This is a genomic window from Streptomyces sp. CA-249302 (genome assembly GCF_050936785.1).
In the GTDB taxonomy this organism is placed as follows: Bacteria; Actinomycetota; Actinomycetes; order Streptomycetales; family Streptomycetaceae; genus Streptomyces.
In genome coordinates this window covers 187,854-204,560 of record NZ_JBNJMG010000002.1, presented here as the reverse complement: position 1 = coordinate 204,560, position 16,707 = coordinate 187,854, and the positions used below count along the sequence as shown (strand labels likewise).

Below are 16,707 nucleotides of genomic sequence, written 5' to 3'. Positions count from 1 at the left end.
TGTTCATGTACCGCATCGGCAACCTTGTGGCGGGAGCGGTTCGCTTTCTGGGCGTTGCGGTCATGAAGGGCAGTGAGCAGGACCGGGATGATCCGGTGGTGGGGCCGCTGCGCTTGGTGTTCTGGATCGCCTTTTGGTGCTGCTGGCTGCTGTCCTTCGTGCTGATCAAAATCTGGTTCGGCACGGCATGGCTTGCTGACCGTGCCCTGACCCGGCAACGGGAGTGGATGGCGGACGCGACTGCCGCCCAGGTCACCGGCAAACCGCTGGCCCTCGAAGCGGCCCTGAGCAAGCTCGAGCAGGCGGAGACGGGGCTGGGCCCGGCCGGTGGCCGGCTGCAGAGCCTGTGCATCGCGCCAGCACGTGAACTCAGGGGACGCTGGCGCGATCTGTTCTCGACCCATCCCGCGTCCTGGAGGCGGGCCGAACAGCTGCGGCGATTCGCGCAGGACACTCAAGGGGCGCGGCTGACACACGGCACAGCGGGCCCGGTGCTCGCGTGTCTGTGCGCCGTCCTCGTCTGCGGCTTCTTCGTTGCGGCCACGGTCGGCGGCATCATCCAAAACCCGGACGCTGCCTCGGTCGCATCTTCCCAGGCGTCTTCTGCGCCCGGTGCCCCTACGGCAGCGGACAGCAGGTACGGGATCGTGCTCGCCCCGACGCGGCCGCTGACCGACGACCAGGTGGCCGCGGTCGCCGAGCAGTTGCGGCGCCGTACCGCGGATCTGGGTGTCAAAGGAGCTCGGGTCGAGGTGCGTGAGCGCCAATTTTCCGCCTCCGCCTCGGGGGACGGCGGACGCCGGCTTGTGCAGCCTGAGCGTCTGAAGAAGCTGGCGAGCCGAGCCGTGCTGGTTTTCCGCCCGGTCATCGCGACCGAGGTCTCCGGCGGCATCGAGACGGCTATCCGGTCGCCGAGTGCCTCCGCCGGTGCTGCGGGTAAGGCCGCCGGGGCGGTCCCGTCCGCCTCCGGCTCCGCGAGCCCTTGGGCGAGTTCCACCGAACAGGGTCACGCGGTCACCGATGACCTGACGGCCGACTCCACGCCGTTCGCCGGTGCGAGCGCCTCCGCCAGTGCCTCCCCGTCCGCGGCCGGCAGCCCTTCCGGCGCCGCGTCCGGCAGGCTCGTGGCGCAGTACGCTGCGCTCGACTGCACCAAGCCGACGCAGCCGCGCCGGGATCGCCGATGAGGGCGTCCGACCGGGCGACGCGAGCGTGGCCTGCGGCAAGACAGCGCAGGGCCAGTGGCAGAAGTATCTCCTGGGCCCTGACGCGGTCGATGGCAGGGACGTCGAACAGGCCAAGGCCGTCTTCAATACCCAGACGGCTGCGGGCTGGGCGGTCCAGGTGCACTTCACGGCCGAGGGCACCAGGGAGTTTGCGGAGATCACCGGCCGGCTGGCCCGGAACCAGTCCCCGCAGAACCAGTCCCTGCAGAACGAGTTCGCCGTCGTCCTGGACGGCGAGGTCATCTCCGATCCGTACGTCAGCCGGGCGCTGACCGGCGGCACCGTGGAGGTCTCCGGCGGGCTGACCCGCGACGAGGCGCAGGACCTGGCGGGCTTGATCGCCTCGGGGAGTTTGCCGGTGACGCTCAAAATCACCGGGACCGTCTCCCCGCACGGGGGATAGCCGTCGCTGCGGTCGCCGGTCCTGCCTGCGGCGACCTGTCCTACAGGCGGATCGAGCCGCCCCGGGGGGCTACTGGCCAGGAGCTTGTCGTCCGCGTCCAATGGCACGGATTCCGGACATGGGTGTAGCTCGCCTGCGGGGAAGTGCTGAGCTGGCGGTTCGGTGAGCGGGGCTGGCGTCGGGTGACCGTCCTCCTACCATCCCCGAGTCCGCGTTCGGCGTGGTCCAGGAACTCCTTGTGCGTCAGCACCTCGATGCGGCCCAGATGGCTGTTGACGGTACGCAGCACGCCGTTGACGGTGTCCTGCGCAACCCTGGGCTACGCGGCGAGGCGGCCGATGAGAACAAGGGCGCGGGTCGCAGCGTCTTGAGGCCGAACTCCTCCCGGATGCGAAGGCGGTCTTCGTCCAGGCGCACGCGCGTGCCGCCTGCGTGGCGAGGACGAGGAGTTCTGGCGTGCGGGGAGCGACTGGATGACCCGGATCGGGCGTGCGCGAGCTGCTGTCCCCGCGGGCCTTGAGGCGACCCGGGAACTGCTGCGGCGGTCGCCGTGGGAACTGGGCGCCGAGAATCTGGTGCTGGCCGGCCCGTCCGGCACTGACAAGTCGCACTTCACCGTGGCCCTCGCACGCGCGGCGATCGAGAAGGAGCTGCGGTCTCAGGTGAGCGCTTCGATGAGTGTGTGCCAGCGCTGGTCGGCCACAGAGGGTTCCTCGGCCGTGGTGATCCGCGGGGTCGGGTAGCGGGCGGGGTAGCCGGCGAAGACGAAGAAACGGTCCAGGAGCTGGTAGTTCGGGCTCCACGGCCTGTCCGTCGCGAGCCAGGTCCCGTGCAGTTCGTCCAGGGCGGCGCGGTCGTCCTGACGCAGGGCGAGGATGAGTCGGCTCGTCCACTCGCGCCAGCCCGTTTGCTGTCCTCGCGCGTCCACGAGGCTCTGCGTTTCCCTCAGGAGCTCCAGTGCGGCGGTGTGGTCACCGCCGACGCACAGGGACTTGGCCGTCAGGGCCGTCCGCATCGCGAGCGGCTCACCGTACTGGTCGGCGTCGGCCAGTAGGGTGTCGCACTCGTCGGGTGTGGCGTGGCCGTGGAGGACCCGGCGCCAGAGGGCGGCGGCCTCGTTCTCCAGGGCGATACGGTGCTGCCCCCGGGCTCGAAGGGCCTGGGCGCGCATGACCGATCCCGTGATGGCCTCGTCGAGCAGACCGCGGTCGAAGGCGAGATCGCTGCTGGTCCGCAGGGATGTCGTCGGGTCCAGGAGCGGACAGCGGTCCAGATGCCGCTCCAGTTCCTCGTACGATCCCAGCGCGCGCAGCGTACGCGCCACCTGGTACCGCAGGAGGTCCGAGTCCGGGTCCTCCTGCAGCAGTGCCCGCAGGACGCGCAGCGCGTTGTGCGGGTCGCCGTCCCGGTAGACGTAGGCGAGCCGGAGACTGGCGCGGCGGCGGATGCCGCTTAGTAGAGGGCGGGAGAGGAAGTCCTCCAGGTAGGCGATGCGTTCACGCTTGCCGCGTCCCTGGCGCCATGCCTCGTAGATGCCGGAAACCTGTCCTGTCCAGGTGTCGTGGGTGGGCGGCGGCAATCGGTCGGCGGTCTTGGCGAAGCCGGGCAGGGCGGCGAGCGCGTCCGCCAGCCAGGTGGCGGTGAGATCGTGCCGGGCGCAGAGGCCGACGGCCACCTCCCGTACGTCCAGACGCCGCTCGCTGTCGCTCAGCAGAGCCTCGCTGCGATGGCGAAGGGCTTCCAGCAACTGCCTCGCCATGGCGTTCCGGTCGTCCGGCGCCCACGCTCCGGGGTTGCTGACGGGCTCGTGAGCGATGGCCGAGCGGACCGCGTCATGGAGCCGGTAGGGAAAGACCGGGTGGTCGTCCTGGGTGACGAGGGTGCGTCGGCACAGCCGTTGGGCGTCACCGGTCAGTGCACCGGCGGCCTGGGAGATCAGGCGTTCGTCGAAGCGCGGCACCAGGCTCGCGGCCCGGGCCAGTTCGCGCTCCTGCTGGGGCAGGTTGGCGAACACGCGGGTGGCGAGCTCCGGTAGCGGCCCTCCGAAGGAGTGTGCGGCGGGCGGGCCGCCGCCCGAGGAGCGGGCCATGGACAGCGACAGGCTGAGATAGCTGAGATAGAGGGGCAGGCCGTGGGCGCCGGCCCGGATATTGTCGATGACGTCCGCGGTCTGTTCCGGATTGCCCCCTGAGCCGGACGCCGCACGGAGGTAGTGCTCCACGTCGACGTCGGAGAGATTGCCCACGAGATGCTGACGTGGGTCTTCCTGCGCGCCCAACCACAGGCCGGGCCAGATGTGCGGGCCTGCCGCGGGGAGTAACTGGTGGACGTGGGAGGTGCCCCAGTCCAGCCGGTTGCGCGAGGTGACCACCCACAGGGTGCCGGGCGTGAGGTGCACGATGCGGTTGAAGAGACGCTCCTGCGTACGGTCGTCCCCCTGGACGTACTCCGCGGCGTCGGCGAACGCCACGGTGACGGGACGTTGGGGCGCCGGAAGGTTCTCCAGATCCCAGGAGAGCAGGCCGGCGAGCGTCGCGGCGACGTAGTCCGACGGGTCCTGCTGGGCCTGGTTGACGATGTGCAGCAGGGGGGGCGCACTCACGCAGGGTGCGGCTGCGCAGCCGCTTCTCCCGGACGGCCTCGGCGATACGGACCCCGGTGCGCACCGTCAGCGGCCCCAGACCGAACGTGGCACCGGCGTCGCTCAAGACGTCGTTCAGTGTGTCGGTGATTTGTCCTCGCACATCGAAGCCGGCGGCGGCCAGGTCCGGCAGTGCGGTCCCCGGACGTGCCAGCGACCACCAGGCGGCGAGACCGAGATCGAACGCGGGGAAGCGCCGCCGTCTGCCGGCGACCGCCGCGCGCAGTCGCAGAACGATGTCCACCGGGCTGACGACGCGGCTTCCGTGGAAGTCGACGCGTACGGTGCGGGGCGGTTGGTCGAGGGGCGGATCGGGCGACAGTTCCCCCCAGCCCTCGGGATCCTCCGACTCTCCGGTGCACCAGGACTCCAACCGCCGCGACAGCTCGGTCTTGCCGATGCCGCCCACGCCGTAGAAGGAGACCACGTTCCGGCGAGCGGTGTGGCCCAGCGTCGCCGAGCCGTCGCGCACCGCCTCGACGTCCGTGCGGCAGGGCCGTGGTGAACGCCGTGTGCTCGTCGACCCGGTTGGTGAACAACTCGGTCGCCGTGTACTGCGGATCGAAGATCCGGTCGAACTCGCTCATGTCCCCCGCTCCCCGCGTGCCAGGCTCACCCTGCGGGCGGAACCTCGGCACGTCAAGGAAACGGTGCAGGCGTCCTACCGGTGCTCGGGGTTCTCGTGGTCACGGTGGCAGTGGGCGTCCCGGGCGGTGCGCTGGTTGCCGTAGGCGGGGATACCGCCGAGATCCTTCAGCGCGCGGGCCAGGTGCAGCAGGTTCCAGGTCATGAAGGTGGTGTTGAGGTTGATGAACCTGTTCTCCGGACCGCCGGAGCCGGAGCCGGGGTCGGGGTCGGGGTACGAGGGCCGGGCCGCCTCGCCGATCGATCCGGCGTCCGCCTGGGGGATGGCGTAGCCGAGGTGCTGCAGGCTGTAGAGGACGTTCATGCCGAGGAAGGGAGGGACCAGCCGACGAGGGTTGCGCCGCAAGCGGAGTCCGCCCGGGCGACGGTGAGTTCGGGATGGGGCAGGCGCAGGCGGAACAGCCGGCCGCGGGCGGAGACACTGTCGTGCGGCGACGCTGCGGGGGAACTTGATGACCATGATGGCCAGGGCCATGCCGCGCCTGTCAACCGCCAGGTACCGCTCCTCCCGTCGAGTCACCTGCGAGCCTGTCGGAACCTTTCACCAGGTGATGGTGGCGGCTATGGGCAGGTGGTCGCTGGTGGTGGCGGGCAGGACCCAGGAGCTGTCGGGTGTGACGCCGCGGGTGAGGATGTGGTCGATGCGGGCTATGGGGAAGGGTGCGGGCCAGGTGAAGCCGAAGCCGTCGCCGGCCGTGGTCTGGGCCGGGCGCAGTTGCGTGGTGAGGTGGGTGAAGGCGCGGTCGTCCATGGTGCCGTTGAGGTCGCCGAGCAGTACCAGCCGTTTGACGGGCTCGGCGGCGACGGCCTGGGCGAGGGCCTGTGCGCCTCTGTCCCTCGAGGTGGTCGTAAAGCCCGCCCTGGGGGTGAGGCGGGCGGATCCGAGGTGGGCGACGTAGACCGCCAGCGGGCCCTGGGGGGTGGCGGCGGTGGTGCGCAGGGCCCGGTTGTAGGCGAGTTTGACGTCGGCGGGTTTGGTGGCGGCGAGGGGGCCGTAGTCGGGTTCGATGTCGACCGGGCGGGTGTGGGAGAGGGGCAGGGTGCTCCACAGTCCGACCGTGCCGAGGACCGTGTGGTAGGGGTATGTCTTCGCCAGTGCTTTCTCGTAGAGGGGTTTGGCCTGCGGGGTGATCTCCTCCAGGGCCAGCAGCCGCGCGTGGGAGGCGGCCAGGCGGTGGGCGGTGCCGGTGGGGTCGGGGTTGTCGGCGCCGACGTTGTGGCTGACGAGGATGAGGCCGCCGGCGGGGTGGGACTTGTCGGTCAGGAGCGTGCCGAACAGGTTGAGCCACACCGTGGCCGGGAGCAGCAGCGCGAGCAGGGCGGTGGCGGAGCGGCGCCACAGCGCCCCGGCCAGGAGCGGGGGGATGAACAGGCCGAACCACGGCAGGAAGGTCTCCGCCAGGCTGCCGAGGTTGCCGGTCCGGTTGGGAATGTGTGCGTGGGCTGCCAGGAGCAGGCCGAGCAGCAGCGCCAGGGCCGCCGGGAGCGGGCCGCGTTTGAAGGGCCCTGGAAGGGCGGCGGGGCGGAGGGCCCGGCGGATGCCCGCGCGCCCGGCCCCGGCCCCGGTGCTGGTGCTGGTGCCGGTGCCTGGGTGGCCGGCGCCGTCCGGCCCGGTCTGCGCCACGTCCACGTCCGCGTCCATGTGGGTGACGGCCGGTCCTGGTTCACTGCTGGTCACTTCTGCGTCCTCGGGTCCTGGGCGGGGGTCGGCGTCGATGCGGCAGCCGTCGTCGGTCGCCCGGGCCGGTGTTGGTGGTGGGGTTCGGTGCGGTGGATCCGGCGCAGCCCGTGACCGGCGCCGTGTGCGGGCAGCCCCGCGGCCGCGTCGCAGCGCCCGGTGCCGCCGGCGGCCACACCGTGTCCCACGTCAACAGCAGCCGGCACTCACCCCCCTACCAGGACCGGCTGCTGGGCGAGGCCATCGCCCGCTACGGGCCCCGTACTGGGCCCGGGCCGGGGCCGGGGCCCGGGCCGAAGCCGCCCGCCGGGCGGCCACCCCGGCCACCGCGGCCACACCCCGCACGCGGCTGGGAATGCCGTCGGGAAGGCGGCCGGGGAGGCGCGGGGGTGGTGAGCGGTTCCGGAACGGGTCTGGTTACGGCCGGGACGTCGCAGTCGACGGCGGTTGTGCCGCGCGCAGGCTGGCGGCGGTCGGTCGTGCCGGGCCCGCCGCGGTGCCGGGTGCGGAGGGCGCGAGGGGCGGTGCGGCCAGTGTGGCCGGGGAGGCCGGCGGTCGGTCGTGCCGGTGTGCCGGTGGGGTGCGGGTGGTGGTGGCCGGGGTGGTCATGCCGTCAGTGAAGGCGGTGGGGTGTTGCGCCGGCGTATCCGGTTTCCGATACGCCGGCGATAGGTACCGGCTCGTAGCATCGGGGGCATGCGTGTGTTGGTCGTTGAGGACGAGCCCTTCATGGCGGAGGCCATCCGTGACGGTCTGCGTCTGGAGGCGATCGCGGCGGATGTCGCGGGGGACGGCGAGAGCGCGCTGGAGCTGCTGGGCGTCAACGCCTACGACATCGCGGTCCTGGACCGCGACATTCCCGGGCCGTCGGGTGACGAGATCGCCAGGCGTATCGTCGCCTCCGGCAGCGGTATGCCGATCCTGATGCTCACCGCGGCGGACCGTCTGGACGACAAGGCCTCGGGGTTCGAACTCGGTGCCGACGATTATCTGACGAAGCCGTTCGAGCTGGTGGAGCTGGCGCTGCGGCTCAGGGCGCTGGATCGTCGGCGTGCCTATAGCAGGCCTCCGGTGCGGGAGATCGCGGGTCTGCGGCTGGACCCGTTCCGCCGGGAGGTTTTCCGGGAGGGCCGTTATGTCGCGCTGACCCGCAAGCAGTTCGCGGTGCTGGAGGTGCTGGTCGCCGCGGAGGGCGGTGTGGTCAGTGCCGAGGAACTGCTGGAGCGGGCGTGGGACGAGAACGCCGATCCGTTCACCAATGCCGTCCGGATCACGGTCTCGGCCCTGCGCAAGCGGCTGGGCGAGCCGTGGCTGATCGCGACGGTGGCGGGCGTCGGCTACCGCATCGACACACCACGGACCGCACCCGCCGTCCCTGCCCCGCAGGCCGCACCCGCCGCTCAAGCCCCGCAGGCCGCACTCGCTCCTGCCCTGCAGGCCGGGCAGGGGCGGGCCCCGCACCAGGCCGGGCGGGCCGGGCGCGGGCGGACGCCGCGGGCCGGGCAGGGCGGGGCGGACGGTGGATAGGCCCCCTGGTCTGAGCGTCCGCCTCAGGCTCACCCTCAGCTACGCCGGGTTTCTCATGCTGGCCGGTGGATTGCTGCTGGCGGCGGTGTGGGTGTTCCTGCTGCGCTACGTCCCCGACCGGGCGACGCTGATCAGCCACGATGAGAGCGACACGAACGGTGTCTTTCCCATCCGGTCGGTGCTGCTGGAGGTGTTCGCTCCGCGGGCGGCCGCGGTGCTGGCGTTCCTGCTGGTGTTCGGCCTGGTGGGAGGATGGATCCTGGCCGGCCGGATGCTGGCCCCGCTGGCCCGGATCACGGACGCCACCCGCCGGGCCACGCACGGGTCGCTGGCGCACCGCATCCGGCTGCCGGGCCGCAGGGACGAGTTCCGCGAACTCGCCGACGCCTTCGACGCGATGCTCGCCCGCCTCGAGGCACACGTCGCCGAGCAGCGCCGGTTCGCGGCCAATGCCTCGCACGAGTTGCGTACTCCGCTGGCGGTCTCGAAGGCGCTGCTGGATGTGGCCCGTGCGGATCCGGGCTGTGACACGGGCGAGCTCGTGGAGCGGCTGCAGGCGGTGAACGCGCGGGCGATCGCCCTGACCGAGGCGCTGCTCCTGGTCGGCCGGGCGGAGCAGCGGTCCTTCACCCCGGAGCGGGTGGATCTGTCCCTGCTGGCGGAGGAGGCCGCCGAGACCCTCTGGCCGCTGGCGCAGAAGCACGGCATCACCCTGGACAGCGGCGGCGCCACGGTCACCTCCGCGTCCGGTTCGCCGGCGCTGCTGCTGCAGCTGACCATGAACCTCGTGCACAACGCGATCGTCCACAACCTGCCCGGGAAGGGCACGGTGTGGGTGGCCACCGCTGTCCGCCCCGGGGCCGCGGTGCTGACGGTGGAGAACACCGGCGAGAGCCTCTCCCCGCAGCTGGTGGCGGGGCTGACGGAGCCGTTCAGGCGCGGCACCGGGCGTATCCACACCGATCACGCGGGTGTCGGCCTGGGACTGGCCATCGTGAAGACCATCACCGCCGCGCACGAGGGCACCCTGACCCTCGCCCCGCGCCCTGCCGGCGGGATCCGCGTCACGGTGGAACTGCCCGCCCCCGCCCCGCCCGCCGGCAGGTGAACAGCCCGGGCACCCGCTGCGCCCGGCCTCCCGCGGCCCGCCCGCACCCGGCGCGGGCAAGAACCCCGTTCCGGGCCCCGCAGGGCGCGGGAAGACCGGCCCCGCGACGGCCCCGGGCTGGCCCCGGCAAGACACCGGGCCGCCGTGCCCTGCCCCGCCCGGCCGTGCCTGTTCCTCCGGGAGGTGTTTGCCGGCGGCTCCGGATGCCACACGGGCGGATGCGCGTGATCGGCACCGACGAGTACCGATGAATATCGACGAGCACGACGAGCACGACGAGCACGACGAGCACGACGAGCACGACGAGCACGACGAGCACGACGAGCACGACGAGCACGACGAGCACGACGAGCACGACGAGCACGACGAGCACGACGAGCACGACGAGCACGACGAGCACGACGAGCACGACGAGCACGACGAGCACGACGAGCACGACGAGCACGACGAGCACGACGAGCACGACGAGCACGACGAGCACGACGAGCACGACGAGCACGACGAGCACGACGAGCACGACGAGCACGACGAGCACGACGAGCACGACGAGCACGACGAGCACGACGAGCACGACGAGCACGACGAGCACGACGAGCACGACGAGCACGACGAGCACGACGAGCACGACGAGCACGACGAGCACGACGAGCACGACGAGCACGACGAGCACGACGAGCACGACGAGCACGACGAGCACGACGAGCACGACGAGCACGACGAGCACGACGAGCACGACGAGCACGACGAGCTGCGTTGCGGTGCCGCTTCGCGGAGCGCAGGGTCAGCAACCGGCGGGATGGATGCCGTACGCGGCCAGCCATCCGAGGAGTTCCCGGCGGGAGGTTTTCAGGAGGCGCCCGCCGGTGAAGCGGGCGTCATCGGTCACCTCCGCCACGCACGCGGGGGGAGGCACGAAGGACTGTGCTTCCTCGTCGGTGGTGAACTCGGCCTCGGCGAGCACCAGACCCTGCAGGCGGCCGTCGAAGACGTCGACGCCCAGGGGAGGGACGCTCAGACGGGTCTTGGACAGCAGCGTGGCCGGCAGTGAGGCGAGCAGTTCGTACTCGGCCGGCGACAGGTACGTGTTCGTGATCAGGCCCTGGACGCTGCCGGGCCGGGGGAGGGGGACTTTCTGGGTGAGCTTGAGCTCGCAGCGGCCGTCGCGGAACTCGGCGCGCCGCAGCCTCAGGCGCGTGCCCGGCAGATACCGGTCGGTGATCACGCGGCTGGCGGTCACCGACGACGGCAGCGGCGGCTCGGCCAGCAGGAACCGCCTCTCCCGCTCCACCCGCGCATACCTGCCGGGCCGGACCGCGTCTCCCTCGGGCCCGCCGGCCTTGTCCGTCATGGGGGACAGGCTCTCAGCCGCTTCCTGTGCTGCGGCCGTACTCCCCGGCCGGCACGGGCGGGCGTCGGTGCGGTGCGCGGGTCGTTCTGGCCGGAGCCGGAGCCGGAGCCGGAGCCGGAGCCGGAGCCGGAGCCGGAGCCGGAGCCGGAGCCGGAGCGGGGTCAGGTCGGGGTCGGGTCGGGGTCGGGCCGGGTCCGGGGGGGGGCTATGAGGGCGGGGTGTGGTGGAGTCTGTCGAGTTCCCCGGCCAGCTTGGCGATCTTTGCCTGTTTCGCTTGGATCCCGCGCAGGATCAGCCGCAGATGGGCGGCCGATTCGGGTACGGCGTTCTCGAGGCCGTCCAGTTCCCGGCGGGCCTGGGCCAGCCGGGCCCTGAGCCGTGACGTGCGGTCCGGGGGCGGGGGCGGCAGCGGGCCGTTGAAGACCACGTTGTGCCGGGGGTGTTCGGCGTGGATGGCTGCGCGTTCGGCCGCTTCCGGGTCGCGGGGGTAGTCGATCCGTACCGCGATGACGTCGGCGGCCCAGGGCTGCTCACGCAGGTGGGTCCGTACCCGGGTGAGCGGGCAGACGGAGATGCCGGCATAGAGCAGGCCCTCGACGCCGTACAGCCGGTACAGGGCGGTGCGCCCCGCGGCGTGGAGGCTGCCCTCCTCGTCGAAGAGGCCGCGCAGGAACTGCGTGTCGGCGTGGGTCATGACGCCCCTCCTCGCCCCGCCCGCCTGCGCGGGAGGCCGGTCCGGGATACGGCGTGCCCGGCCGCGCCGGCGCCAAGGGCCGCTGCGGTGTGCCCGGGCACCCTCGGCCCACCGGGCCGGCCCCGGCCGCGCGCCGCGTCTCCTCGTGACTGTTTCCCCCGACGCTCTCACGCGGGTCCGACAGTGCCGCCGCCGACGGTGGTGGTGGTGCGCCGGCCGGCACCGCCGGCCGTGTCTGTCCGGTTCTCTCCGGCCGCCTCGCATCCACGCACCCGGCCGGAGACGGCCGCCGCGACCCGGTGCCGAGTCGGGGCCCGGCCCGCGCAGGACGACCGCCCGCCTCACCCTCACGAGGGTTCATGCGTTATGGGCAACATGCGGGCCGTATGTGCATGGCGGGTTTAGGGTGGGGTGTGTGAGGTTGACGCTGGGTGAGCGGGTGCGGGCGGCTGCGGCTGCGTTGATGCGGATCACGGGGGAGTCGCAGGCGGATCTGGCCGCCGGACTGGGGGTGAGCCAGACACAGATCAGCCGCCGTCAGTCGGGCGGTGCGGCATGGAGTCTGGACGACTGCGAGGCGCTGGCGGCGCATTACGGCATCGACGTCCTGGATCTGCTGGCCGGCCCGACCCGGGCGTGCGACGCCCTGGCCCCGCAGCGGCGCCGCGCCCCGCACACCGCCCCCGGCCGCCACACGGCTGTTCCCCGGCGCGGGCGCACGGCCCCCGCGGACGCCAGGGGAGGGGCGCAGTGAGCGACTTCGGCGCGATCGACGCCCTGCTGGCCGGCGCCGGCCGCCCGAGCGAGCTGCCCCCGGCCGGCCGGCGGCGTGTCCTGCGGGAGGAACTGAACGTCTCGCGCGCCCAGCTCGCCCAGGCGCTGGGGGTGAGCCCCTCCACGGTCAGCGGCTGGGAGAAGGGACGCGACCCGGGCGGCGATGTCCGTGAGAAGTACGCCTACTTCCTCAGATCCGCCGAGGAGAAACTGCGCCCCCCGGCCCAACCCCCCACCCCCGGGGCGTCCGTTCCCGCCGTCCCGGTTCCAACTCCCGCCCCCCAAACCCCCGGTACCCCTGGTACCCCCAGTGCCTCCGGTGCTCCTGGTGCGGCCGTGGCGGACGACGACCAGCTGCTGCCCGCCCCGCGGCCCTGCGTCCTGTGCGGGGCCCCGGCCACCCAGCACGTCGAGGGCTACCCGCAGCACCTGGACCCGGCCGACTGCGCCCCCACCACCCCGTCCCCGTCTGCGCCAACACCCCTCACCCCGGACTCCGCCCGCACCCCCCAGCCCGCCCCGGCCCCCGCTTTCGGCGCTCCCGCCCCGGTCACTCCTGCATCGCCCGAGCCCGAGCCCGAGCCCGAGCCCGAGCCGAAGCCCGAGCCGAGGCAGGGGCGGCCGGGGGGCCGTGTCCCGGATCTGGTCCAGCGGGCGGTCGAGGAGACCATGGCCGCGCAGGGCGGTGATGTGAGGGCGGCGGCCGCGGCGCTGCAGCGCCGGGCGATCCCGGACGCGATGGCCCTGCTGGACGCGTGCCGCATCAACGCCCGTTACGACGTGGTGGGCCACCCCCCGTTGCCGGACATCCTGCGCAGGAAGTCCGCCCACGGCGCGGACGACGTGTGGGAGGCACGCCCGCACTGGACGCGCCCGGATGCCCCGCCGGACGGCTGCGAGGTGACCGCGCTCGACATCAACGGCGCCTATCTGTCGGCGCTCAAGACGCATCTCCCGCTCGGCGCCCTGGAATACTCCACCGGCGGCGCGCACTCCCGCCGCCGCGCGGGGATCCACCTCATCACCCCGCCGGACTGGGAACACGGCGCCCTCCTGCCGAACCCTCTGGGCAGCAGGGAGGAACCGGGCCCGGTCTGGGTCACCGAGCCCGTCCTGCGCCTCCTGCAGCGCCTGGCCACCGACGCGTACGGCCGGCTGTGCGATCCGCCGGTCATTCACGAGTCATGGACCTCGGGATCGACGGAACAGCTTTTCGAGAAATTCCGTCAGATCCTGCGCGATGCCCGCGAGAAAGCCATCACCGAAAACGACGAAGTCACCCTGGAATACGTGAAATCAATGTATTCTAAGTTCGTGTCCACCATGGGAGAGTCGAATTTCAACAGGGCCATCTACCGGCCCGACTGGATGCACATCATCCGTTCGCAGGCATTCGTGAACCTGTGGCTGAAGGCGCACCGCGCGCACACGGCAGGACTGTCCGTGATGCGGGTCATGGGCACCGACGAGCTCCATGTCGCCGGCGACTGGCGGGGCGTGTTCACCGAGGGCCGCGGCGTGTCCCAGGTGAAGGTGAAGGACGTCTACACCCTCCCCGCAGACGAACGGCAGGGGCTGTAACGTGCCGGACAGGACACACGACTTCGGGCATTACGGCGCCCGGGGGACCCGGGGGAGCGAAGCCGCCGCCCGCGTCCTGGACTCCCTGGCCGGAGGCATCGCCTCCCCGGTCACCTCCCGCCGCGGCCTGCTCGCCCGCCTGCGCTACCTGACCCGTTCCAGTGCCGGCCGCACCGCGCTGGAGGAGGCCGGCGTCACCGTCACCGACCGCACCCTCAAGGCCTGGCTGGCCGGCCGGCGCACCCCCAACAAGGCCAACCTAGCCGGAATCGACACCGCCTACCAGACCCTGCGCCGCCACAACGTCGCCCGCTACCTCCTGCGCCGCCTGAACGCGGACGGCGGGACACGCGTGGAGATCCACCCCCTCGACCAGTCCCAGGTCCCCGCCCCCCACCAGCGCGTCCTGGAATACCGCAGACTGAACATCCGCACCTGGGACACCATCATCGAAGCCTGGTCCCGGGCGAACGCCCAGGCACTCGACACCGCATGGATCGACCAGATGGTCAACCTGGGATCACAGTGGGGCAAATACGAGTACGTCAGCTCGGTCGGATTCGCCGCCTGAAAACAAAACCCCCGCCGAAAACCCTCCGCCGGAAAAGGCCTCCCCGGCCGCACGTTCCAGCCGCACCATTTCCCCGATTCCGGCATTTCCCCGCATTCGCTGCATGCATACGGGAAACCGGGCCGGCGGGCGGCCCTGCGACCGGTGCTCCAGGCGCCCCGTCACCACCGGCCCCTACCCAGTCCGCCGCCGCCGCGAACACCGCATCCGGCCCGCCCGCTTCCCGCGCCAGACACCCCCGCCGGCGCGCCGCTCCGGCCGCCGTCCCCGTCCTGGCCACCGGCGAGGAGCCCGTCCGCCACCGCGCAGACGGCCGAGCACGACACCCGCTATCGTTCGTTATAGTGAACGAAGAGTTCATCAATCTTATCGAGTGAGGGCGTCATGCAGATCCCCGCCTACTACACGGACACATACGAAGAACAGGCCCACACCCACATCGCCGCCATAGGCAAGTCCGACGGCACCCCCTGGGTCGCGGTCAAGCACTGCCTCTTCCACCCCCAAGGCGGAGGCCAGCCCGCCGACCGCGGCTGGATCGACGGCCACGAGATCACCCCCGTACGCGACCACAACTCCACACTGATCGTGGCCACCGCCACAGGGCAGACCCCGCTCCCGCTCTTCTCGGTCGGGCAACCGGTCAAGACCCGCATCCACCTCCCGACACGCACAGCACACGCCGCCCTCCACACCACCGGCCACCTGATCGAGGCAGCCGGACGGGCACAGGGATGGACGCTCACCGCGAACAACCACTTCCCCGGCCAGGCCAGGATCGAGTTCACCCCACCGACGGACGCCCGCCTCGACAGCCCCGAAAGCCGGGAAGAGGCCACCGAGGCCCTGCGCACGGACATCGCGAAAGCCATCGCCCAGGACCTGCCGGTGACCTGCAACAACGACGCCAAGGACAGACGCATCGTGCACCTGGCCGATCTGCACTCGGCACCGTGCGGCGGAACCCACGTACGCAGCCTCGGTGACCTCACCGACGTCGTGCTGCCAACCCTGAAAATGAAAAAAGGCCGCATCCGCGTCTCCTACAGCGCCACCCACCGCAGCCCGGTCCGCCCCTCCGACACCGCCCACCAGGAGCGCTCATGACGCCACCGACCGGCGAACGCCGCCCGGCCAGCAGCACCGCGATCGCAGTCGGAGCGCAAATCAGCCGACGGCGAGAGCAGCGCGGCATGAGCGGCGCCGAACTGGCCCGCCGAGCAGGGCTGAGCAAAGCAACGCTGTCACAGCTGGAGGCCGGGCGAGGCAACCCCACCATCGAAACCCTCGACGCACTCGCCATCGCCCTACGCATCCCACTGACCGACCTGCTGGCCCGGGACACCGACCCCGGCCCGGTATTCGTGCCCGGCACCGACCTGGCCCACGGCGACGTCGGACGCGAACTGCTACGCCGCATCAGCAGCGGCAACAGCCTCGAGATCTGGCGCCTGCGCATGCCCCCCGACACCCACCTGGACGGCGTACCACACGCCACCGGCACCACCGAGCACCTGCTCGTCTCCTCCGGCCGCCTCACCGCCGGACCCGCCGACACCCCCACCGACCTGCACCCCGGCGACCTCCTCGCCTTCGCCGGCGACGCCCCACACCTCTACCGCACCGGCGCGGAAGCGGCCGACGTCACCGTCGTCATCGCCTCCCCCATCATCAGCTGAAAGACACCACCAACCATGAGCATCACCGCACCCGCCGCACCCCGGCGGATATTCACCAGCGACAACACCGCCGTCACCGCCGCAGCCACCGGCCAAGACCTGCCCTACGGCGCCGACCAACTCACCGCGAGCGCCCGGGCCCGCTTCACCGACGTCTTCGAACACGACGTCGACATCCTGCCCGGCTCCACCGGATCCGCAGCCAACGCCCTGAGCCTGGCCACCCTCACCCCACCCTGGGGCAGCGTGCTGTGCCACCGCGACAGCCACATCACCACCGACGAATGCGGCGCCCCGGAGTTCTACACCGGCGGCGCCAAACTCGTCCCCCTACCCGGCGACGACGCCCGCATCGACCCCGGCGCACTGCACACAGCCGCACACCGCAAAACCGGCGACGTACACAGCGTGCAACCCTCCGCACTCAGCATCAGCCAGGCCACCGAAACCGGCACCCTCTACACCCCCGACGAAATCCGCGAACTGGCCCGCACCGCCAAAGACGCGGGCCTACGCGTCCACATGGACGGAGCCCGCTTCGCAGGCGCCGTCGCCGCCCTGGGCTGCACCCCGGCCGAGCTGACCTGGCAAGCCGGCATCGACATCCTGTCCTTCGGCGCAACCAAGAACGGCACCATGACCGCCGACGCCATCATCGTCTTCGACCGCACCCTCACCCCGGAACTCTCCTTCCGAGCCAAACGCGCCGGCCAACTCACTGTGAGGTCGCACTGCTGTTGCGGTCGTTGATCTGCGGTGCCACAGATGGATTGAGATGGGTTCTAGGTCCTGCTCGGGCCGTTTGACCTGTGGTCTTACAGATTGAGTGAGG

At 71.6% G+C, this 16,707-nt stretch carries 15 protein-coding genes and 2 pseudogenes; 10 read left to right on the top strand and 7 right to left on the bottom strand.

The window, feature by feature from the left end; all coding sequences use genetic code 11:
• Positions 1–1,187, top strand: a 1,187-nt coding sequence (locus tag ACQEWB_RS50610; RefSeq protein ID WP_432844576.1) for a M48 family metallopeptidase, incomplete at its 5' end; no start/stop codon positions are given.
• Between the two features lie 25 nt (positions 1,188–1,212).
• A complete protein-coding gene (locus tag ACQEWB_RS50605) occupies positions 1,213–1,629 on the top strand; it encodes a SecDF P1 head subdomain-containing protein (RefSeq protein ID WP_432844575.1) in 417 nt (138 codons plus the stop codon).
• A 658-nt stretch (positions 1,630–2,287) separates the two neighbouring features.
• Here ACQEWB_RS50605 and ACQEWB_RS50600 read toward each other — a convergent pair.
• The 4 genes and pseudogenes from ACQEWB_RS50600 to ACQEWB_RS50585 form a co-directional block, all read right to left on the bottom strand.
• Positions 2,288–4,231, bottom strand: a complete 1,944-nt coding sequence (locus tag ACQEWB_RS50600; protein ID WP_432844574.1) for a tetratricopeptide repeat protein — start codon at positions 4,229–4,231, stop codon at positions 2,288–2,290.
• 700 nt (positions 4,232–4,931) lie between these two features.
• Positions 4,932–5,219 (bottom strand): annotated as a pseudogene (locus ACQEWB_RS50595) (flavodoxin family protein); the annotation flags it as partial.
• A gap of 237 nt (positions 5,220–5,456) precedes the next feature.
• Complete coding sequence (locus ACQEWB_RS50590) at positions 5,457–6,557, bottom strand: endonuclease/exonuclease/phosphatase family protein (RefSeq protein WP_432844583.1); 1,101 nt, start codon at positions 6,555–6,557, stop codon at positions 5,457–5,459.
• Positions 6,558–6,589: 32 nt separating this feature from the next.
• Entirely contained in the window at positions 6,590–6,781 is a 192-nt protein-coding gene (locus tag ACQEWB_RS50585) for a hypothetical protein (protein WP_432844573.1), read from the bottom strand.
• Positions 6,782–7,289: 508 nt separating this feature from the next.
• On the opposite strand from ACQEWB_RS50585, the pseudogene ACQEWB_RS50580 reads away from it, so the two are divergent.
• Positions 7,290–7,946, top strand: a pseudogene (locus tag ACQEWB_RS50580) (response regulator transcription factor); the annotation flags it as partial.
• Positions 7,947–8,112: 166 nt separating this feature from the next.
• The gene (locus tag ACQEWB_RS50575; protein ID WP_432844572.1) at positions 8,113–9,228 is read left to right on the top strand and encodes a sensor histidine kinase; all 1,116 of its coding nucleotides are present in this window, start codon (positions 8,113–8,115) and stop codon (positions 9,226–9,228) included.
• Here ACQEWB_RS50575 and ACQEWB_RS50570 read toward each other — a convergent pair.
• From ACQEWB_RS50570 to ACQEWB_RS50560, 3 genes are all read right to left on the bottom strand, one after another.
• Entirely contained in the window at positions 9,185–9,970 is a 786-nt protein-coding gene (locus ACQEWB_RS50570) for a hypothetical protein (RefSeq protein WP_432844571.1), read from the bottom strand. The genes ACQEWB_RS50575 and ACQEWB_RS50570 overlap by 44 nt on opposite strands.
• Before the next feature lie 39 nt (positions 9,971–10,009).
• Positions 10,010–10,576, bottom strand: a complete 567-nt coding sequence (locus ACQEWB_RS50565; RefSeq protein ID WP_432844570.1) for a hypothetical protein — start codon at positions 10,574–10,576, stop codon at positions 10,010–10,012.
• Positions 10,577–10,781: 205 nt separating this feature from the next.
• Complete coding sequence (locus tag ACQEWB_RS50560; RefSeq protein ID WP_432844569.1) at positions 10,782–11,270, bottom strand: GIY-YIG nuclease family protein; 489 nt, start codon at positions 11,268–11,270, stop codon at positions 10,782–10,784.
• A gap of 415 nt (positions 11,271–11,685) precedes the next feature.
• Here ACQEWB_RS50560 and ACQEWB_RS50555 point away from each other — a divergent pair, with 415 nt between their 5' ends.
• The 6 genes from ACQEWB_RS50555 (at position 11,686) to ACQEWB_RS50530 (ending at position 16,625) form a co-directional block, all read left to right on the top strand.
• On the top strand, positions 11,686–12,024 hold the full coding sequence (locus ACQEWB_RS50555) for a helix-turn-helix domain-containing protein (protein WP_432844568.1): 339 nt from the start codon (positions 11,686–11,688) through the stop codon (positions 12,022–12,024).
• The gene (locus tag ACQEWB_RS50550; RefSeq protein WP_432844567.1) at positions 12,021–13,625 is read left to right on the top strand and encodes a helix-turn-helix domain-containing protein; all 1,605 of its coding nucleotides are present in this window, start codon (positions 12,021–12,023) and stop codon (positions 13,623–13,625) included. The genes ACQEWB_RS50555 and ACQEWB_RS50550 overlap by 4 nt, the downstream gene beginning before the upstream one ends.
• A 1-nt stretch (position 13,626) precedes the next feature.
• A complete protein-coding gene (locus ACQEWB_RS50545) occupies positions 13,627–14,196 on the top strand; it encodes a transcriptional regulator (protein WP_432844566.1) in 570 nt (189 codons plus the stop codon).
• Between the two features lie 384 nt (positions 14,197–14,580).
• Positions 14,581–15,303, top strand: a complete 723-nt coding sequence (locus ACQEWB_RS50540) for a metal-dependent hydrolase (protein ID WP_432844565.1) — start codon at positions 14,581–14,583, stop codon at positions 15,301–15,303.
• Positions 15,300–15,875: a helix-turn-helix domain-containing protein gene (locus ACQEWB_RS50535; protein WP_432844564.1), complete on the top strand. Its 576-nt coding sequence runs from the start codon at positions 15,300–15,302 to the stop codon at positions 15,873–15,875. Before ACQEWB_RS50540 ends, ACQEWB_RS50535 begins: the two co-directional genes overlap by 4 nt.
• Before the next feature lie 15 nt (positions 15,876–15,890).
• Entirely contained in the window at positions 15,891–16,625 is a 735-nt protein-coding gene (locus tag ACQEWB_RS50530) for a threonine aldolase family protein (protein WP_432844563.1), read from the top strand.
• Positions 16,626–16,707: the final 82 nt, after the last annotated feature.